Annotated in this window: 23 protein-coding genes; 2 read left to right on the top strand and 21 right to left on the bottom strand. The window is 63.2% G+C overall.

The window, feature by feature from the left end; genetic code table 11:
* Positions 1–25: 25 nt before the first annotated feature.
* From GCN78_RS16010 to flgB, 4 genes are read right to left on the bottom strand one after another with little or no spacing between them, the layout of a single operon-like run.
* On the bottom strand, positions 26–1,225 hold the full coding sequence (locus GCN78_RS16010) for a flagellar hook protein FlgE (RefSeq protein WP_152252587.1): 1,200 nt from the start codon (positions 1,223–1,225) through the stop codon (positions 26–28).
* A 58-nt stretch (positions 1,226–1,283) separates the two neighbouring features.
* Complete coding sequence (locus GCN78_RS16015) at positions 1,284–1,937, bottom strand: flagellar hook capping FlgD N-terminal domain-containing protein (protein ID WP_152252588.1); 654 nt, start codon at positions 1,935–1,937, stop codon at positions 1,284–1,286.
* A gap of 3 nt (positions 1,938–1,940) precedes the next feature.
* Positions 1,941–2,357 carry a flagellar basal body rod protein FlgC gene (gene flgC / locus GCN78_RS16020; RefSeq protein ID WP_034757795.1) on the bottom strand — a complete coding sequence of 139 codons (417 nt, stop codon included), beginning with the start codon at positions 2,355–2,357 and terminating at the stop codon, positions 1,941–1,943.
* Between the two features lie 8 nt (positions 2,358–2,365).
* Positions 2,366–2,728, bottom strand: coding sequence for a flagellar basal body rod protein FlgB (gene flgB, locus GCN78_RS16025; protein ID WP_034758109.1), 363 nt, complete (start codon positions 2,726–2,728; stop codon positions 2,366–2,368).
* 305 nt (positions 2,729–3,033) lie between these two features.
* Between flgB and flgA the strand changes: the two genes are divergently transcribed.
* Positions 3,034–3,630 (top strand): flagellar basal body P-ring formation chaperone FlgA, encoded by a 597-nt coding sequence (gene flgA / locus GCN78_RS16030; RefSeq protein ID WP_226939664.1) that lies wholly within the window; start codon positions 3,034–3,036, stop codon positions 3,628–3,630.
* 6 nt (positions 3,631–3,636) lie between these two features.
* On the opposite strand, the gene GCN78_RS16035 is transcribed toward flgA, so the two are convergent.
* The 17 genes from GCN78_RS16035 to GCN78_RS16115 all read right to left on the bottom strand — a co-directional run bounded on the left by GCN78_RS16035 (position 3,637) and on the right by GCN78_RS16115 (position 17,344).
* On the bottom strand, positions 3,637–4,389 hold the full coding sequence (locus GCN78_RS16035; RefSeq protein ID WP_152252590.1) for a glycoside hydrolase family 73 protein: 753 nt from the start codon (positions 4,387–4,389) through the stop codon (positions 3,637–3,639).
* Positions 4,376–4,816: a flagellar export chaperone FlgN gene (gene flgN / locus GCN78_RS16040; protein ID WP_152252591.1), complete on the bottom strand. Its 441-nt coding sequence runs from the start codon at positions 4,814–4,816 to the stop codon at positions 4,376–4,378. The genes GCN78_RS16035 and flgN overlap by 14 nt, the downstream gene beginning before the upstream one ends.
* Positions 4,813–5,103 carry a flagellar biosynthesis anti-sigma factor FlgM gene (gene flgM, locus GCN78_RS16045; RefSeq protein ID WP_102296968.1) on the bottom strand — a complete coding sequence of 97 codons (291 nt, stop codon included), beginning with the start codon at positions 5,101–5,103 and terminating at the stop codon, positions 4,813–4,815. Before flgM ends, flgN begins: the two co-directional genes overlap by 4 nt.
* A 16-nt stretch (positions 5,104–5,119) precedes the next feature.
* Positions 5,120–6,181 carry a flagellar motor protein MotB gene (locus GCN78_RS16050; protein ID WP_152252592.1) on the bottom strand — a complete coding sequence of 354 codons (1,062 nt, stop codon included), beginning with the start codon at positions 6,179–6,181 and terminating at the stop codon, positions 5,120–5,122.
* The gene (gene motA / locus GCN78_RS16055; protein ID WP_034757817.1) at positions 6,108–7,022 is read right to left on the bottom strand and encodes a flagellar motor stator protein MotA; all 915 of its coding nucleotides are present in this window, start codon (positions 7,020–7,022) and stop codon (positions 6,108–6,110) included. The genes GCN78_RS16050 and motA overlap by 74 nt, the downstream gene beginning before the upstream one ends.
* A gap of 57 nt (positions 7,023–7,079) precedes the next feature.
* Complete coding sequence (locus GCN78_RS16060; protein WP_046684903.1) at positions 7,080–7,823, bottom strand: FliA/WhiG family RNA polymerase sigma factor; 744 nt, start codon at positions 7,821–7,823, stop codon at positions 7,080–7,082.
* A gap of 33 nt (positions 7,824–7,856) precedes the next feature.
* Positions 7,857–8,318, bottom strand: coding sequence for a flagellar basal body-associated FliL family protein (locus GCN78_RS16065; protein WP_319633137.1), 462 nt, complete (start codon positions 8,316–8,318; stop codon positions 7,857–7,859).
* Between the two features lie 11 nt (positions 8,319–8,329).
* Complete coding sequence (locus tag GCN78_RS16070; RefSeq protein WP_152252594.1) at positions 8,330–9,487, bottom strand: flagellar hook-length control protein FliK; 1,158 nt, start codon at positions 9,485–9,487, stop codon at positions 8,330–8,332.
* Positions 9,484–9,762: a hypothetical protein gene (locus GCN78_RS16075; protein ID WP_226939665.1), complete on the bottom strand. Its 279-nt coding sequence runs from the start codon at positions 9,760–9,762 to the stop codon at positions 9,484–9,486. The genes GCN78_RS16070 and GCN78_RS16075 overlap by 4 nt, the downstream gene beginning before the upstream one ends.
* A 31-nt stretch (positions 9,763–9,793) precedes the next feature.
* A complete protein-coding gene (fliS, locus tag GCN78_RS16080; protein ID WP_070219791.1) occupies positions 9,794–10,183 on the bottom strand; it encodes a flagellar export chaperone FliS in 390 nt (129 codons plus the stop codon).
* A 51-nt stretch (positions 10,184–10,234) separates the two neighbouring features.
* Positions 10,235–11,662, bottom strand: a complete 1,428-nt coding sequence (fliD, locus tag GCN78_RS16085) for a flagellar filament capping protein FliD (protein WP_152252596.1) — start codon at positions 11,660–11,662, stop codon at positions 10,235–10,237.
* Between the two features lie 89 nt (positions 11,663–11,751).
* On the bottom strand, positions 11,752–12,189 hold the full coding sequence (gene fliJ / locus GCN78_RS16090) for a flagellar export protein FliJ (protein ID WP_096235040.1): 438 nt from the start codon (positions 12,187–12,189) through the stop codon (positions 11,752–11,754).
* An 8-nt stretch (positions 12,190–12,197) separates the two neighbouring features.
* Positions 12,198–13,508, bottom strand: coding sequence for a flagellar protein export ATPase FliI (gene fliI, locus GCN78_RS16095; RefSeq protein WP_077403166.1), 1,311 nt, complete (start codon positions 13,506–13,508; stop codon positions 12,198–12,200).
* Positions 13,505–14,194 carry a flagellar assembly protein FliH gene (gene fliH / locus GCN78_RS16100; RefSeq protein WP_152252597.1) on the bottom strand — a complete coding sequence of 230 codons (690 nt, stop codon included), beginning with the start codon at positions 14,192–14,194 and terminating at the stop codon, positions 13,505–13,507. The genes fliI and fliH overlap by 4 nt, the downstream gene beginning before the upstream one ends.
* Positions 14,191–15,231, bottom strand: coding sequence for a flagellar motor switch protein FliG (locus GCN78_RS16105; protein ID WP_152252598.1), 1,041 nt, complete (start codon positions 15,229–15,231; stop codon positions 14,191–14,193). Before GCN78_RS16105 ends, fliH begins: the two co-directional genes overlap by 4 nt.
* Positions 15,209–16,945 carry a flagellar basal-body MS-ring/collar protein FliF gene (gene fliF, locus GCN78_RS16110; RefSeq protein ID WP_152252599.1) on the bottom strand — a complete coding sequence of 579 codons (1,737 nt, stop codon included), beginning with the start codon at positions 16,943–16,945 and terminating at the stop codon, positions 15,209–15,211. Before fliF ends, GCN78_RS16105 begins: the two co-directional genes overlap by 23 nt.
* Positions 16,946–17,005: 60 nt before the next feature.
* Complete coding sequence (locus tag GCN78_RS16115; RefSeq protein ID WP_152252600.1) at positions 17,006–17,344, bottom strand: flagellar hook-basal body complex protein FliE; 339 nt, start codon at positions 17,342–17,344, stop codon at positions 17,006–17,008.
* A gap of 629 nt (positions 17,345–17,973) precedes the next feature.
* Between GCN78_RS16115 and GCN78_RS16120 the strand changes: the two genes are divergently transcribed.
* Positions 17,974–18,774, top strand: a complete 801-nt coding sequence (locus GCN78_RS16120; protein WP_152252756.1) for a FliM/FliN family flagellar motor switch protein — start codon at positions 17,974–17,976, stop codon at positions 18,772–18,774.
* Position 18,775: the final 1 nt, after the last annotated feature.

The raw sequence follows: 18,775 nt of genomic DNA on the forward strand, positions 1-18,775 counted from the left end.
GCTCTTTACCTTTGCGTATCGTGGATTACAGCGCTTGCATCAGCGATTGCAGCATGGCGTTCTCGGTCGAGATGACCTTCGAGTTCGCCTGGTAGTTACGCTGCGACGTCATCAGGCCCACCAGTTCGGAGGTGATGTCGACGTTCGACTGTTCCAGCGAGCTCGTCGTCAGTTTGCCGGCCATGCCGACGCCCGGACGGTCATACATGGCGGTGCCGGACGTGGTCGAGGCGACCCAGCTGGTATCGTTGACGGCCGTCAATGCGCCTTCGTCGGGGAAGGTGGCCAGGGCGATCACGCCGATGCTTTGCTTCTGACCGTTCGTGTATTTCGCCATGACGGAGCCGTCATTGGCCAGTTCCACGCCCGTGTAGGTGCCCGAGGCATAGCCGTCGGCGCGGTCGGTCGAGGTGGTCGCTTCGCCGGCAAACTGGGTGCTGCCGGTGTAGTCGATGGTAAACGGCATGGCCGCCGCGCCGGCCGGCGTGGGAAGAGGCGGATTAAAGACAAGCGTCGTTGGATCCAGTTTGCCAAACGTGTCGAATTTCAGCTTCGCCGACGGCGTCGGCGGCGTCGTCGCTGTCACATCGGCGTTGTCGAAGGTGTAATACACGTCCACGCCCGCTGCCGTCTTGACGAAGTACTGGCCCAGCGAGTGCTTGGCGCCCAGCGAGTCGTAGATGATCGAGGACTTGGCGCTGTTGTAGCTCAGTTCATTGGTCTTGTCGAAGGGCACCGCCTTGATGGTCCATTCGGCCGACATGTTGGCGGCATACGCCAGCTTGGTCGACGCCACGGCAGGAATCTGGCCCGTCGGAATGTTCATGTCGCCCATGGCGCCCAGGGTGGTGCTGCCCTTGACGGCGGCGTAGCCCTGCACCAGGCGGCCGTTCGAGTCGATCAGCTTGCCTTCGTTGCTGGCCGAGAAGATGCCGACGCGGCTGTAGCTCATGGTGTTCTGCGCATCGCGCGCGACGAAGTAGCCGCGGCCATCGATGGCCGCGTCGAGCGCGCGGCCCGTGTTCAGGACGCCGCCATTGAGCGACATGCTTTGCGTGATCGAGCCGATTTCCGTGCCCGTGGCGCGCGAACCGGCGTACATGGCCGAAAAGTTGGCGCGGCTGCTCTTGAAGCCATAGGTGCCGGCATTGGCGATATTGTTACTGGTGCTGTTCAACTGTTGGTTGATGGACTGGATACCGGACAGGGCGATGTCGAAACTCATGTTGACTTCCTTTAGTGAAGGACGAGATTAATGTGCAGGAAACGAAGGGGCGAGCGGATCAGGCCGTCTTGCCGTTGAAGCCGGTGATCGCGCCAGGGTTGACTTCGCCCAGGTTCGACACGCTCAAAATCATGCTGCCGCCGGACGACAGGCGCACGCTGTTGAGTTTACCTGCGATATCGACCGTTGGTTTTTCAGTGCCGCCGGTGGTGACGGCCATGCTGTAAGTACCGGCAGGCAAGCCCAAGGCCACGGGATCGATGGTGAAGGGAACGGTACCGGCCGACTTGGCGCCCAGTTCGATCTTGTATTCCTTGTCGTCCAGGCCTTTCAGGGTCACGGTGGTCTTGGTGGTGCCGGCAGCCAGCGCGATGGTGCCGCTGACCTTGCTCTTGTCGAGCTGCACCGTTTCACTGTTGACCATGACTTCGGAGCCCACTTGCGCGCCCAGGGCCAGCACCTGCATCGATTGCAGCACGCTGGCATTGGCGCTGGTCAGCGCCGACAGGTTCTGCATCGCTTCCGTTTGCGCCTGCTGCGTCAATTGATTGACGAACTGGCTCGGATCGGTCGGCGCGAGGGGATCCTGGTTCTTGATCTGCGCAACCAGCAACTTGGTGAACATATCCTGGGTGGCATTGCTTTGCGACTTGACGGCATTGCCGTTGCTGTTGCTGCCGCTGGTGTTATTTGTAAAGAGATTGGTTTCCATGGATTATGCTTCACCTAATTTGAGGAGCGATTGCTGCATCGACTTGATGCGGCCCAGAACTTCGACATTGGTTTCAAACGCGCGCGAGGCCGACATCATGTCGGTCATCTCGGCCACCTGATTGACGTTGGGGTAGAACACCATGCCGTCGGCATTGGCCATCGGGTGGCCCGGTTCATACACCTTGCGCAGCGGCTCATCGCTTTGCACCACGTCGAGTACCTGCACCCGCCCACCGGCGCCGCTGGCGCCGGGACCGTCCATCACGGCCGCAAACACGGGCTTGCGCGCGCGATAGGTTTCGCCTTCGGAACCGGCAACGGAATCGGCATTGGCCAGGTTGCTGGCGATGGTATTGAGGCGCACGGTTTGCGCGGCCATCGCCGAACCGGCGATCTTGGAAATATCCTGGAAGCTCATGCTGATCCTTATTGTCCGGAAATGGCCTTGGACAGACCCTTCAGTTTCATGTTGACGAAAGTCAGGCTGGTCTGGAAGTCGGTGGCATTCTGCGAGAACGCCGCCTGCTCCACGCCGATCTCGACGGTGTTGCCGTCACGGCTGGGGTGATAGGGGACGCGGTACAGCGCGCTGGCATCGTCGTCGGTCGACAGCAGGCCGGCCTCGTTGTCCTGCAACTGTTGCAGGGCGCTGCCGAAATCCATGTCCATGGCCTGGAAGCCGGGCGTGTTTTCATTGGCGATGTTGGCGGCCAGTACGCGTGTACGGTCGGCACGCAGCGCGAGTGCATCGGCGTGCACGCCCAGCGCATCCTTGAAATTAATCCCCATGGTCATCCTTTGTGTTGAATTCGATCGTGCTTTTCGCGGTTCGGGCCAGAAAATAGGTGGTGCAGAGGTAAAATCCCAGCCTGGTCATGTTGACGCATGGTAAGGTCATGCCGCTTCAGTATCTTTGATTAAGGTTAGCAATGATTTACTTCGAGAACTATTCCGTGATGTGGAACAAGGCGCAATGTCGTCGCGTACTGCTGCCAAGCCTATTTTTACTGACCAGCCTATATAGTAGTGCAGGACGCGCAGAATTGCCAGCCGACAATATATTTTCGCGTGTGGAACAATTGGCGCGCGAGCAATTGGCGCATCAAGCAGCCTCGGCGGGACTGCTGGAACCGCAGTTCCAAGTGGCCGTGGTAAAAAGCACGCGCCCCGTGCCGGCGTGCGCTGCGCCCGTCACGCTGGAAACGGCGGACAGTCGTTCGGCGCAGCGCATGCGCTTTGTCGCAGTGTGTCCTGAAAGCAACGGTTGGCGTTATGAAATGCTGGCGCGCGGCGCGATCACGGCCCAGGTGGCCGTCACCAGCGCGCCCGTGACGGCGAATACGCCGTTGCAGGCGGGCGACGTGACCCTGGCGCGGCGCGACGTGACGATGGTGCCCGACAGTATTTCCGCCTTGTCCGGCGCCGTGGGCCTGTCGAGCCGGCGCAGCTTGCGTGCCGGCGAGGTGTTGCGGCAAAGTCAACTGGCGTCGCCCGTGTTGATCAAGCGGGGCAGTGCGGTCAATATCGTGGCGCGCAAGGAGCAGGTGGAGGTGAGCATGGCCGGTGAGGCGATGGATCCGGGCGCGCTGGGCGAGGTGATTCGCGTGCGCAACGCCACCAGCGGCACGGTGATACGTGCCAGGGTGGTCGATGCGGGCGTGGTGGAGCCGGCCGACATTCCCGGCCGTTAAGGAGAATCAGTCCGCGGCGGCCGTGCGCTGCAGGCGCGTCGCCAGCTGCGTCAGCTTGGCGGCGTAGTTGGGGTCGGTGGCGTAGCCGCCACGGGCCAGGCCTTGCGCGAAGGCGCCCGCGTCGGCACCCGTGTTCAGGGCCGCGCGGTAGCGGGGATTGTCGAGCAGCACCTGCGCATAGTCGCGGAAGGCGCTGGCCTGGTCCGGGTAGCTGCGGAAGCGTTCGGTTTTCTTCAGGGCCGTGCCGCTGCCCGCCTCGTATTCGGTGGTGACATTGCTGGCGACGTCGCCCTGCCATTTTCCGCCGGCCTTGATGCCGAACAGATTGTTCGTGTCCGCGCCCGTGCCCTGGCGCAGCGGACGCTGGCCCCAGCCCGATTCCAGCGCCGCGTGGGCGGCGACGATTTCCGGTGCCACGCCCAGGCGCGCGCCCGTTTCTTGCGTCCATGGCTTGATCGAGGCAAGGAATTGCTGCTGCGTTTCGCCGATCTCGCCGCCCTGGTTGATGCTGCCCAGCACATTCACGGGCTGGCTCTGTTCCAGATAGGCGCGGCCTTGCGGATTCAGGCTGGTGGCGTTGCCGCCGCCCTGTTCGATGAAGCGGGCCACTTCGCCCTGTACCTGCCGGAACACGCTGCTGAAGTTGCCGGTCGAGCCAGTGGCGTCGGTGGCGCGCATATTGCTCTGCACGGCGGACGTGGCCATCGTCGATGGCGTCGCCGCCGTGGCGCGGGTGGTCAGGAAATCAGCCTGGCGCATACGTATCTTCCTCGCCATGCAGCACGCGCTGCATGATGCTGTACTGCTCTGTTAATAAATCGCTGTTGCGGGCATTCATGCGCTTGCATTCCAGCACCATCTGTTCGAGCGCCGCCCAGTCGCGCTCGGCGGTGGCGCGCGCGTCTTCTTGCAACAGCGCAAACAATTGTGGCATATCGCCTTGCGGACCCAGCAGGGCAGTGACGAGGCTGACCCGCTGGCGGCGGCGCGCATCGAGCGGTTCGACGGCGGCGACGACCTGGTCGGCCAGCGCCGTCAGGCGCGCGCTCTGGTGGTGCAAGGTGGCCTGGAACTGCTCTTCCAGCAAGGTTTGCAGGGCGGCATAAGCGCTGCGGTCATCCGCCATGCCTTGCAGTACGCGGCGCACGGCTTCCTGGCGCGTGATGCCCTTGCGCGGCGCGGTCACGACTCACCGCCGTGGAAGCGCTGGATCAAGCCCGCCAGTTTCGAGGGATCGAACGGCAATTCGCCCTTGGCCAGCGCATCGCGCAGCATGGCGACTCTTTCGTGGTCGATCTCGGGCATGGCGCGCAGGGCGGCCATGGCCGGTTGCAGTACGGCCGACTGCATCTGTTCGCCAGCGGCCGAGCCGGGCGTCACCGCACCGGCCGCCGCGTTCTCGGCGATCGCCTCGGCGGGCGCGACGGCGCTGCTGCGTACGGCAGCGCCGGTATTGCCGGAGGAGATTTTCATACGTTGTCCCTTGCCCTTAATTTGCATGCTCATCGCGCTCCTTCTTTGCGGGCAGGCCCAGTTTCTCGCGCAGCCGTTGCAAAGTACCCGAGTCCGGTTCGCCCACTTGCAGCTCGTCGCCCTGCGCCTTTTGTCCGGCCATGCCGAACATGGCGGCGATGCTGTCGGCCTGGCCACGCGTCAATATTAACAGTTCGATGCGGCGGTTGATGCCGGCGCTGGCATTTTTTACATCCAGCGGCGCGCGGTCGGCCATGCCTACCACTTGCAACACGCTGTCCGGACTCATGCTGCCGATCAGCAACTGGGCGCGCGCCGACATGGCGCGGTTGGCCGACAGGGTCCAGTTCGAAAAGCCTTCATAGCCGGTATTGGCGTACTGCATCGAGTCGGTGTGGCCGACGATCAGCATCTGGTTATCCATTTGCGCGAACACTGGGCCCATCTGGCGCAGCAGCTTGCGGAAACGGTCGGTCGGCACGGCGCTGCCGCGCACGAACATGCCTTGCTTGTCCGTGTCGTGCAGCATGACGCGCAAACCGTACGGCGTGATCACCGATTGCAGATTGCTCTTCAGTCCCGCTTCGTCGCTGAGCTTGTCGAGCGCGCGCGACAGGGAGAGCAAGTCTTCCGGCGACTGGTAGCTCACTTTCGTCTGGTTTTGCGGCGCGCTGCCGGCCTTGCCGTCCTGCGTCTGCTTGCCTTCCGTGCGCGTGTCGCCCGTGCCCTTGCGGGGCATGGGGAAGCGCTCGATCAGACTGCCGCGCGGGCCGCCTTTCTGTTCCGGCATGACGCCCTGGCCTTCGCCCTGGCGGCTGCCTGCCGACGCATCCATCATGATTTCCTTCATCGCCTGCTGCTCGCGCGCGGCCATCAGCCACAGCACGAGGAACAGCGACAGCAGGGCCAGGCAAAAGTCGGCGAACGCTACTTTCCAGGCGCCGCCATGGCCATCGTCGTCATGCTTGCGGCCGGCACGCTTGATGATGGCCTGTTCATGTTTCTCATGCGGCTTTAGCACGGCGGCCTCCCCGGCCTTGGCCTTGCTCTTGTTCGGCGCCGCCATCTTCCAGCGCATTGATCCAGCTTTCCAGCTGGGCGAAGCTCGGCTTGATGTTCAGCTGCACCAGGCGGCGGCCCGCATCGATGGCCAGCAGCGGCGGTTTGCCCGCCACGTGCGTGACCAGCACGACCTTTACGCATTCCATGGTCGAGCCTTCCTCGCCCACCAGCTGTTTCATCATGTTGCACATCGGATCGAGCACGCCGTAGCAAAAGAAGATGCCGATGAAGGTACCGACCATGGCGGCGCCCACTTTTTCCGAAATTTCCGCCGCGTCGGCGCCGTCGGCCACGGAATTCATGGCCATCACGATGCCTAGCACGGCGGCCAGAATACCGAAGCCGGGCATGGCTTCGGCGATCTTGTGCAGGGACTTTGACGGCTGCAGCAATTCGTCGTGGATGGCTTCCAGTTCCTGCTCCAGCACGCCTTCGAGTTCGTGCGCGTTGATCTTGCCCATCGCCATCAAACGGAAGTTGTCGACGATGAAGGCCAGCAGCTTCGGCTCTTCCAGCACCAGCGGATAGCGCTGGAACAGGGCGCTTTCGCGCGGCGCCTCGACGTGGGCGTCCAGCGCCTTCAGGCCGCCGGCGGCCGTTTGCAGCAGTTCATACATCAGCAGCAGCAACTGGCGCTGGAATTCCGAGCCTTGCTTCTTGTGCGTGACGATCTTGCGCATCTGGTGCAGCATTTCACCGAGTACATGCTTCGGGTTGCCCAGCACCAGGGCGCCGACGGCGGCGCCGATGATGATGATCAACTCGACCGGTTGCCAGATCGCGTGGACGGTGCCGCCCATCAGGGCGAAGCCTCCGAATACACACCCCATCACGATTAAGATACCGATAATTACCATGTCAACTGCCTTTCTGCGTCATTGTGCTGCGTCAATTTGATGGATAGTGCTTGATACTTATGCGTCTTGCAGCATGGCTTTCATCTTGCCCAGCGCCGTCTTGTTGAGCTGGCAGACGCGGGCGTCGCTCAGGTCCAGTACGGCGGCTATTTCTTTGTAGCTCAGTTCGAATTCGTAATACATCTGGATCACGCGCTGCTCGCGTTCGTCGAGCGCGCGCAGCGCCTGCTCCAGGCTGCGCCGCACCATCAATTGCTCTTCCGGGCTCGGTGCGCTGTCGGCCTGTCCCAGGCTTTCCTGCAGCACTTCATCGAAACTGGCGATCAGCTCGGCGTTTTCCGCCAACTGGTATTCCTGGAAAGCTTCCGGCGTCAGCTTCAGCGCGGCCATGATTTCCGCGTCCAGCGGCTCGCGTCCCAGGCGCCGGGTCAGGGCGCGCACGCTGTCGCGCAGGCGGTGGCTTTCCTGGCGCACGGCGCGCGGGCGCCAGTCCTGGCGTCGCAGTTCATCGAGGATGGCGCCACGGATGCGCAGGCTGGCATAGCTGCCGAAAGACTGATCCGGCACGCCGTAGCGGCGCAAGGCTTCGAGCAGGCCCATCAGGCCGATCTGTTCCATGTCGTCGCGGTCGATGGCGCCCGACACCTGCGAATTGAGCTGGCGTACGATGCGTTTCACCAACGGGGAGTACGCCACCAGATGTTGTTGCTCTTCAGCAACGCTGAGCACGGCCGCGCAAGCGCTGGCGGCGGCATATTCGCCGGCGCCATACGCTTCCTGGTATTGCTCTACATAGGCCAAGGGATCTCCCACTAGGTCGACTGGCGTGTTGGCTTATTCAATGATCAGCTTGCCGACCATGACTTCGGTGAACGGTTTTTCCATCTGTTCACGCTCGTAGCTGACATTGAAGGCCTTGTTGATCTGCTCGGCATATTGTTCCACGGTCATGGTCTGCGCCTTGTCCAGCGGAAAACTCGACAAGGTGCTGACGGCGATCGAGCGCATCAGCGGCAAGTGGTCCTTGGTCAGCTTTTCCTTTTCCTCGGTGGTGGCGATCACCAGGTCGGCCGACAGGTAATGCGTTTCGCCTTCGCCGGGGCCGCGGCGCAGCATCACGATGACCTTGTCCAAGGTGAGGAACTTGCGTGCCTTCTTGCCCGTGGCGGGCGGCGGGGTTTTTGCTTCGGCGACCTCGGCATGGCCGGCAACCGGCTTGGCCAGATACCAGATGGCGCCGCCAGCCGCGCCGGCGGCCAGCACGGCCACGGCGACAAAGCCGCCTATCAGTTTCATTTTCATATTCATCAGGCAATCTCTCGCTCATGCATGGCGTAAGTGGTAGCGGCAGGGCTGCCGTCGGACAGGGCGCGCCCCGGTTCCGCGTCGTCGTTCTGGCGGCCCGGTTGACGCTGGCCGCGCGCATCGCCTTCGGCAAATGCCTGGGCGGCGGGGTTGCGCGGCGTGGCGCTGATATTGACGGCCACGTCGGTGTACTGACGCTGCGCCAGGTCGCTGCGCATGTTCTCGCCGATGCCTTGCAACTGGCGCAATACTTCCGAGTTCGACGCCGTGACGTTCACTTGCAGCGCGCCAGCCGTGTGGCGGATGGAAATTTCAATGCGGCCCAGCATGGGCGGGTCGAGGCGGATCGTCGCGTGTTCGCTGTTGCGGCCGATCTGCGTCTGCAGGCGCTCCCCCAGCGCTTCGCGCAGCGGTTCCTGCCATTGCTGGGCAGGGCCGTTGAGCTTGATGGTGTCGCCGGACGGGGCCGCGGTGGCCGTATTGCCGACCGCGCCCGTGAGGCCCAGGTTGGGCGTGGCCGGCGCCGGTGTCGCGGCGCCACGTTCGCCTTCGCGCGCGGCAACGGCAGGTGCGGCGACGGCGGTTGCCGGAGCGCTTTGCTGCAGCAGCGATTCGAACGGCTGTGCCGGCGCGCCGCCCTTGGCGGCCGTCGCCGGGTTGGCGGCGGCCAGCGGTTCGCGCGTATCGCGCCCTGGCGCTGGCACCGTCGCCGGTGCGGTGAGAGTGACGGCCGCGGGATGCAGGCTGATGTTGAGTGCCGGGTTGGCTTGCGCCACATTCGCCTGCACCGGTGTCTGTGCTTGTGTCTGTACTTGCGCCTGGGTGGCGGCGCGCGCCTCGGCTGCGGCCGCGTCCGTTGGCGGCAGCATGGTCACCGGCAAGCCGATGACGGGGGCGGCCATGGCTGGCAGGCCGCTGTCGGCCTGGGTGTCGCTGTCGCTCTCCTTCGCGGGCGCGGGCGTGTCGGCGTCAGCCGTTTCCACGGCGGTCACGTCGAGCACCTGCGCAAACAGGGGCAGGGCGGAGGGCGCGGCGGCATAGCTGGCATAGCCTGGCGTACCGGGCAAAGTGGCCGTCTGAGGCGACGCTGGCGTCGCTGCGGATGCCGCAGGGGCCGCCGGTGCCGGAGCGGCCGGTGCCGTGTTGAAGTTCATGATCATGCTTGATTCCCGTCCGAGTCGTATTCGCCGAGCGCGGCGTAGGCGACCCAACCTTCCTTATTTGCCTGTAATGCACCCAGGTGTAAACCCAGGCGTTCTTTTTCCTCAGAGCAAATTTTAACCGCTTGCGCGTGAATTTTGCGCAATTGCAACAATTCTGTTTGTTCCAGCGCATTCCATGCGCCCCGTTCCGCCAGCAGCGGGATGTTTTTCGCCAGGCTGGCCGAGAGGGTTGCCATCGCCTCCCAGTCCGGCTGCGCGATGGCCGCGCTCAATTGCCGGCTCAGCTGCTGCAGCGCGGCGCGCCTAGGCATTGTTGGCCTGCACGCCCACCCAGCCGCGCTTGATGGTGGTCATCAAGGTCGTCACTTCGTCGATCAGGGTCGGGTCGAGCTTGATGCCGGCCGTGTACAGGCGCGCCACGCAATAGTCGTACAGGCGCGCCAGGTTGACGACCACTTCGCCGCCATTGTCGAAATCGAGCGAGCTCGACAGACCGTTGATGATCTGCGTGCATTTATCCAGGCTGATGGCTTTTTGCTCGTAGCGCTTGCCTACGATATGCCCGCGCGCGCGCGCCAGTTCTTCCAGCAGGCCGTCCGTCAGCACCAGTACCAGCTCGACCGGTGTGGCACGGGCGGTCTGGGCATCCAGGTTGACGGCGTGGTAGTTGCCGTAAGCTTCATTGTTTAACATGTCTTATTTCTCACTGTCTAAACTTGGGGCGGCGCGGCAGGCACGCTCGCCTTAGGATTTGGCGTTGCCAAACATGGCGTCGAACATGTCGACCGTCTTGTACATCTGTTCCTGCATGACTTGCAGGCGCGTATATTGATCCAGGAAACGCTTGTAGGCCGTGTTGTACTGGCTCGTCAGCAGGTCTGTGCTTTTGCTCAGTGACTTCTGCAAGCTGGTATTCGCATCGAGACGCTGCACCAGCTGGCCCTTGGTGATGTTGCTCCATTGGCCCAACGCCTTGTCCAGGCTGCCGAATACGCCCGATGGGGCCGACAAGCTATTGTTGCCGAACAACTTGTCCAGGTCGCCAGGGTTCGATGCCAGCTTGGCGGTCAGCTTGGCCGTATTCAGGCTCAGCGTACCGTCGCGGTTGGCGGTGACGCCGTAGGAGACCAGCGATACGCCGCCGACGCTCTGGCGCAGCAGATTGTTCAAATTGCTGCGCAGGGCGTTCAGGCCGGAATCGTGGGCAAAGATGCCGGCCGCAACGTTCTTGTCCGGATCGCCGGAGCTGGCCAGGCCGTCCAGCACGCTTTTCAGCTTGTTGTAGGCATCGACGAACGCCTGCACATTGGTTGCCGTGCCGCCGCTGTCGGTTGCCACCGTGACCGTCACGGGCGCGTCGCCCGTGTTCATGGCCTTGCTGAAGGTCATCTTCACGCCCGTCACGTTGGTAAAGGTATTCGACGCCTGCGTGATTTGCGTGCCGGTGTCCTTTGCGCCCAGCCAGACGATGGCGTCCTGCGCCTTGACGACTTCCTTGATGTTGGTGGCCGCGTCCGTCACAAGGGCCTTGGTCAGCGCGGTATTCGTCACGCTTGACGCGTCCAGCGTGACGGCGTTTTCCTTGCCCGTCAGGTTCGATGTCAATACCAGCTGCGCCTGGTTGCCGATGGTGACGATGGAAGCCGTCACGCGCGAGTTGTTCTTGCTGTTGCCATTGATGGCGGCGGCGATTTCCTGCGGCGTCAGGTTGCCGTCGGCATCCTTGTCGGCGGCGCTCAGGTCGATGTCAAAGCTGTTGTCGGCGGTGACGGGGGCCAGCGGATCGCCGATCCGCACGGCCAGCGTGCCGCTGCCGGCAGCGGGGCTGCTGGCGAGGCCGCTATACGAAGTCTGGCTGGCTGTGGCCAGTTGCTGTACGAAAAAGGAATAGCTGCCGGCAACTGCCGTGGCATCGGCCGTGCCGCTGCCATAGGCGGTATTGCTGAAGGTAGCGGACTGGCTCAGCAGCGACTTGCTGCTGCTGCTCATGGTCGTCATCGTACTTTGGAAGGCGCTCATGGCGAGCTTCAGGTTGTTCAGCGCCGCGGCCGTGTTGTTGGCCAGTGCGGTTTGCTTAGTCAATTTGTCCTGCTGCGCCGCGACCGACTTGGTGGCCAGGTTTTTTGCAGTGACGAGCGGATCGTATTGCGGTGCAGTAATTACGTTTGCCATGCCAGACTCCTGAATAAAGGGATATACCGGTACAAGGCGACCCCCATTCCCGTTTCGTGAAGTTTTCCTGAAAGAAACTTACACAAACCTCATTTTACCTGCCCGCGGAACCAGAATTGCGTCGCCAGCTCGTCTTGCCGCTTGGCATCGACACGTTGTTGCTCATTCGCAACATGCTTTTGTTTTTGCGTCAGCACCTGGTCCAGCACTTCGCGCTTGGCCCAGGCCGTATTCAGGGCGCGTTGCGAAACGGCCATGTTTGCTTCGTGCAAGTGTAAATCGGTACGGTGCTGGTCGGCCATCTGCATCACGGCTTGCTTGAAGTTGCCGCAGTTGACGGACAGGGCCAGGGGCAGGGCGCCGCTGGGGCCGCTATCCGTGTACAGGCCCGTCAGGCGCTCCAGATTTTTCTGGTAACGCTCGCGCACGGCCGTCTGCGCCGCCATGTCACTCTGCAGGCGTTCCACTTCGGTGCTGCGCAGGCCGACCAGGGTGGTCAGGTTGCGGATGGTATGCGCGTCGCTCACGTATGCTCCTAGGCCATGATCTGTTCAAGTTGTTCGATGCACGGTCCCATCGGCGCCTCTTCCTTGGTGCCCTGGCACAGGAAGGCTTCGATGGGCGCATGCAGTTGCACGGCACGGTCGGTGATCGGGTCGGCGCCGGGCACGTAGGCGCCCAGCGGGATCAGGTCGCGCACGCGCGCGTGGCGCGCCATCGACGCTTTCAGCGCGCGCGCCGCCTGCATGTGTGTCGGCGTGATCACCTGCGCCATGCAGCGGCTGATCGAGGCGGCGATGTCGATGGCGGGGTAGTGGCCCCGTTCGGCCAGTTCGCGCGTGAGCACGATGTGGCCGTCGAGAATCGCGCGCGCCGTGTCGACCACGGGGTCCTGCTGGTCGTCGCCTTCGGCCAGCACCGTGTAGATGGCGCTCATGCTGCCTTCCGGGTGGGCGCCATTGCCGGCGCTTTCCACCAGTTGCGGCAGGTTCGAAAACACGGATGGCGGGTAGCCGCGCGTGGCCGGCGGTTCGCCCAGCGCCAGCGCCACTTCGCGCAAGGCCATCGCATAGCGCGTCAGCGAGTCGACCAGCAGCAGCACGTGCTTGCCCTGGTCGCGGTAATGCGCGGCGATCGAATGGCACAACTCGGTGGCCATGATGCGCATCAGGGGCGATTCATCGGCGGGCGCGATCACCAGCACGGCCTTTTTCAAGCCTTCGGCGCCCAGCGATTTTTCCACGAATTCGCGCACTTCGCGGCCCCGTTCGCCGATCAGGCCGACGACGACGACATCGGCCACCGTCTGGCGCGTGATCAGGCCCAGCAGCACGCTCTTGCCCACGCCGGAGCCGGCCATCAGGCCCACGCGCTGGCCCTTGCCCAGGGTCAGCATGCTGTTGATGGCCCGCACGCCCACGTCCAGCGGTTCGACCACCGGTTGTTTCTTCAGGGGATTGATCTTCGGTGGCGTCACTTCCAGGATGTGTTCGCCGCCGAGGCGGCCCAGGTCATCGATCGGTTCGCCCAGGCCATTGACCATGCGACCCAGCCACGACGGGCCGATCTGCAGGCTGGCCTTGTCGGGCAGGGGCAGGACGCGCGCGCCCGTGGTCAGTCCCGTGGCCTTCTTGAACGGCATTAAATAGGACAGTTTTTCGCGAAAGCCGACGACTTGCGCATCGAGCCACTCGCCGCTCACAGTTTCGATTTGACAACGCTGGCCCGTGTGCAGCCGGCAGCCGGCGCTTTCCAGCAGCAGGCCGGAGGCGCCGACCAGGCGGCCGGTCGGTGTCGCGACCGGAATATCGCCGATCTCGAAGCTGCGCAGCGTGTCGGCGATCATGCAGGCGCGCCCTGGTCAGCGTGTTCGGCGGCCAGCGCCAGGTGGCTGCTGACCTGTTCCATGCAGGCCGACAGGCGCTGATGGCAGCCCGCGTCGACTTCATTGTCGCCCGCCTTGATGCGGCATTCGCCCGCGTCGAGGCGCGCGTCGGCGATCAGGTTCCAGCGCTTGGCGCGCTTCGGATCGAGTTCGCTGATGCGTTTCAATTCTTCCGGATTGAGGAAGACGTCGATTTCCTCGCGCGTGGGCGGCATCGAGGCCAGGGTCTCGTCGACCAGGGCCAGCAATTGCACCGGTTGCAGCGCCAGTTCGGCGCGGATCACCTGGCGCGCCACCTTGGCCACCAGGTCGACCACTTCCTTGCGCTGCGCTTCGCGGTAATCGGCGCGCACTTTTTTCAGGTCGCGCAAGATGGCGTCGACGGGGCGCGCCAGGCGGTCCAGCGCCACCAGGGTTTCATTGCGGCCTTCTTCGCGGCCCTGCGCCATGCCATCGCTGCGCCCGGCGTCGTAGCCGTCCTGCTGGCCTTGCACCAGGCCCACTTCGTAGCCGTCGCGCTGGCCCTGCTCGAAGCCTTCCGAGACGGACGCCTGCCACTGGCCATCCGCATCCTCGTTGGAGGCGCGCTGGCCGGCGGCGATGAATTGCGACAGCGGAGGGAAACGATACGAGCGGAAGTGTTTCATTCGATCACCGCTTCGGCAAACAATTGCACTTCGATCTCGCCCGCATCGGCGAGGCCCTTGACGGTGGCCATGATTTCCTGGCGCGTCTGTTCGATGCGCGACAGCGGCACGGGGCCGGAACGGCGCATCATGTCTTCGAAGCTCTGCGCCTGGCGGCGCGGCATGGTTTTCAGCACGGCGTCGCGGATCGACGGTTCCGCGCCCTTGAGGGCGATGGCCCACTGTTCCATCGGCACGTCTTCCAGGATGCGCGTGAGCGTGACATCGCTCTGCGTGGCCAGGATCAGGAAGTCGTACATGCTCAGTTCGATTTCCGACACGACGTCCGGGTCGTGCGCGCGCAGCAGTTCGACCAGCGCGGCGCGGTTGCCCGGCATGCGGTTGAGGATCTCGGCGGCCTGGCGGATGCCTTCCACGCTGGTGCTCTGCGTGTCGAGCGTGCCCAGGCAGCGGCCCACCAGTTCGTCGAGTTCGACCAGCAGGTCGCGGTCGATCTCATCCAGGCGCGCCAGGTTCAGCAGCACCAGGTCGCGGCCTTCGACGGGCAGGGCGTCGAGGATCTGGCCGGCCAGCGCGGGCGGCAGGAAGGCCAGGAACACGGCTTGCATCTGCACGTGCTCGTTGACGATGTACTCGGCCAGCCATTTTGGCGAGGCCCACTGCAGGCGCGCCATTTTCGGGCGGATCGCGTCGCCGTAAATGTTGTTCAGCACGCTATTCGCGATATCGCTGCCCAGCGCCATGTCGAGCGAGCGCTTCAGGTAGCTGCGCGAGGCGCCGTGCACGCCGCTTTGCTGGCGATAGTCGTCGAAGAAGGTCTGCATGGCCGTTTTCACGGATTCGACCTTGATGCCGCTCATGCGCGACATCACCTGCGTGACTTCCAGCAATTCTTCACGCGACAGGCAGCGCAGCACATTGGCGGCCTGTTCTTCGCCGATGCTCAGCAGCACGATGGCTGCCTGTTCCACAGGGCTCAGATTGACGCTCTCGACTTCTGCGTCATCAGGGAAATTATTGTTGTTGAGTTCGGCCATTTTTCTGCATCCATTGTTTGACGACTTCGGCGACACGCTCGGGTTCTTTTTCCGCCAGCACTTTCAGGTGGTCGACCATCACGTCGACCGCCGAGCCGGGTGGCGGCAAGTCATAGTTTTCCAGCAGCGGCACGACCGGCATGCTGCCGCCGGCGGCAGCTTCGCCTGGGAGCGCCAGCGGGCTCCCATTCACGCCCAGGGCCGGCGCGCCGGCAACGGCCGCGCCATTGGCGCCGGCGGCGGCGTTGCTGCCGCCCAGTGCCAGGGCTGGATCGAGCTGTTTCAGTGCCGGCGGCGCCAGGCGCGTGGTCAACAGGCGCAGCAGCGGACGCAGGATCAGGAAGTAGCCGAGCACGGCGCCCAGGGCGTACAGCAGCCAGCTGCTGAAGTCGACGACCGTGTCGCGCTCTTCCCACCACTGCGCCACGGGCGGCTTGGCCGGGAAGGCCAGCGCCGTCAGGCTCAGGCTGTCGCCGCGCTGGGCGTTGATGCCCAGGCCGCTGTTGAGCATTTTTTCAATATTGCCCAGTTCGGCAGGGGTCCAGCCCGTTTTCGGGTTCGGTGCGGCGGCGCTGTTGAGGACCACGGCGACGCTGAGTTTTTCCAGGCGGCCACGGCTGCGCTTGATCTGCGTGATGCTGCGGTCGTAGGCGTATTGGCGCGTGGTGGCGTTCTTGCGGGCCGTGCCGTCGTCGGACGGTTTCGGTGCGCCGTCGGCAGGGGCGGCGCCGGCGGCATCGGCCGGTGCCGGCACGGCGGCCGCCGGCGGACGGTTCGACAGGCTGCCCGGGATGCCGGCCACGGTGCGGTTGCGTTCCTGCTCTTCGCGCATCGCCTCGCTCGTCACTTTCGGAGCTTCGCCGTATTTTTCCAGCGTTTCGTCCACGCGGTCGTTGTTCACGGCGGCCGTCACGCTGAGCTTGAAGTTGTCTTCGCCGATGACGGGGCCGAGCAAGCCCGTGACGTTGCGGCGGATTTCATCCTGGAAGCGCTTCGCGCCTTCATTGCCGGCAGCCGAAGCGTCGAAGCCGTCCGTCAGGTCGACGTGCGCGGACAGCAGGTTGCCGCCCTGATCGACCAGGCTCACGCGCGTGGGCGCCAGGCTGGCGACGCTGCCGGCCACCATGTTGATGACGGCGGCGATCTGCTCCGGCGCCAGGGTGCGGCCCGGTTTCAGCGCCACCACGATCGAGGCGGACGATTTGTCGCCGTCGCTGGCGACGAACGACGTCGATTTCGCAATCGACAGATGGACGCGCGCCGAAGCGATCGCGTCCATCGTCATGATGCTTTGCGCCAGTTCGCCTTCCAGGCCGCGGCGGAAGCGCACGTCCTGCACGAACTGGGACACGCCCAGCGGGTCATTTTTGTCCATCAACTCCAGGCCGGCCGGCAGTTGCGCCGTCACGCCTTTCGAGGCGAGCAGCATGCGCACCTTGCCCAGCATTGCGTCGGGCACCAGCACCTGGCCGCTGTCCGGATGCAGGCGGTAGGGGATGTGTTCGGCGTCCAGGGTGGCCATCATGTCCGTCACGGCCACTTTTTCGCGCGCGCCAAACACCGGCTTGTAGTTGGCCTGGTCGCGCCAGGCATACATGGTCACCATGGCGGTGATGCCGATGGCCAGCACGACGATGGGAACCAGGTTTTTCAGCAGGGCGGGCGGGATGGCGGGCTGGGCGCCAGGGCGCCAGCGCGCAAATGCGGACTTCATGGTGGTAATCACTTGGGGTAACTTTCGCTGGGAGGCTGGGCGTGGATCAGGACGTGAAGATTACAGAGGCAGTTTGATGAGTTCGTCGACGGCGCCCATGACCTTGTTGCGCACTTGCATCAACATGGAGAAGGACAGGCTCGCTTCCTGGCTGGCCAGCATGGCGCCGACCATGTCGTCGCTCTTGCCGCTGTCGACGTCGCTCATTTTCTGCGCGGCCAGGCGGTCGTCGCCGTTGACCTTGCCGATGGCGTCTTGCATGCTTTGCGCAAAGGAGAAGCCGGATTGTTCCGGCGCGCCGAACTGGGCGGCCGGCGCGATGCTGGCGCCCAGGGCGCGCGCGTCATTGCTCAGTGCTGCCAGATCGGCCTTGATCAGACCTGCGAGTTCGTTGCTCATCGTGCCCTCTACTTTCAATATGCGGTGACGTATCAATCAGAATTACTGGTGTTGCCATTCCGGCAGGCATTAGATCCAATGCCATCTTGCCCGGCCCGATTTGCAGGGCCCATCAGTTTTATCAGTTGCCACACCATCCGCTCAAGCAGAGCCAAACAAACCAGGCAAACTCATGCCGACATGATTTACATGGCCATGATAACTAATATTTATCTGATAATAGTTTCTACGGATGGCAATAAGAAGAACTGGAAACTGCCATAAAACCGGAATCAGGTAAGCGGAATGGCGCACTGCAAATCTACATTTGGTCGCCATAAGCTTACCTGTAGGCAACTATAAAGTAAAGAGAGGATTGCCTCAAGGAATATTGATACATGGCAATATTCGGCTTTTTCATGTATTGTTCAGCACCGTAGTCATCCAGCATGCGATACGATGCGCAATCGTTTGCTTGCGGACCAGTCCTTCAGGTCATAGATGATGCTGTATTTAATTTCGGGCGATCCGTATAATTTGTTCTGCCACCGCAATACCGACATGACCACTACATGACAATCATTACCAAGACAGATCAAACTGCGCGCCATCAAGTCCTCGATTCCTGTCTGCTTGGACGTCCTGTCCATTTGCTGCATGTATTCGGCGCCCAGCTACGCGACGACTTGGCCGTGGCCTTGCGCCAGCCGATGAGTCGCCGCTATTGGGGTAATTTCCAGATCGACGCCGTGACCTTGTCGCGCGTGGACAACGAAGACAGCGTGAACCGCTGGCTGAGTTTTTCCACGCCGGCCGGCCAGACGGGCTTTGCCCTCGAACGGCAGATACTCTTGAGCGTGCTGAACTATCGTTACGGTAGTGCCGGTGCCAAGGGGGCGCTGCCCGACCCGGCGCAGGTGCGCGTGACGGCCACGGAAGAACGCCTCGCTGTGGTGCTTGGACAACAGTTGGTGAACAGTTTGTTCGCCCGCGTCCACAAGAACCTGCAAACCCTGGGCAAGAGCAGCGACATCGACACCAGTGCCGAGATCGCCGCGCAGTCGGGCGTGCATCCGGCGCGCGGCAGCTGGGTCGTCACCGTGGCGCTCAGCGACGTCGAAGCGGGGCAGAGCGGTCAGTTCTGGTTCTCGCTGGACAAGCGCCTGATGGCCGACGTGCTGCGCGGGCTGCTGCCCGAGCGCGCGCAAGCGAAGAAAGCCCTGCGTGGCAGCGTGCGCCCGCTCGCGTCGCGTCTGCAAGTGACGCTGGAAGGCCGGCTCGTCAGCAAACAGATGCAACTGGGCGCCTTGTTCGACCTGCGCGTGGGCGACGTGATTCCCGTTAGCCTCAGCCGCACCGACGTCATGCTCGACGACTCCCGTTTATTTACAGCTGCTGTTTCCGAACACAAGGGCAAGCTCTGTTTAACCTCCTTTGAAGATGTCGAATAAT

This window comes from Janthinobacterium rivuli (genome assembly GCF_009208735.1).
GTDB lineage: Bacteria > Pseudomonadota > Gammaproteobacteria > Burkholderiales > Burkholderiaceae_D > Janthinobacterium.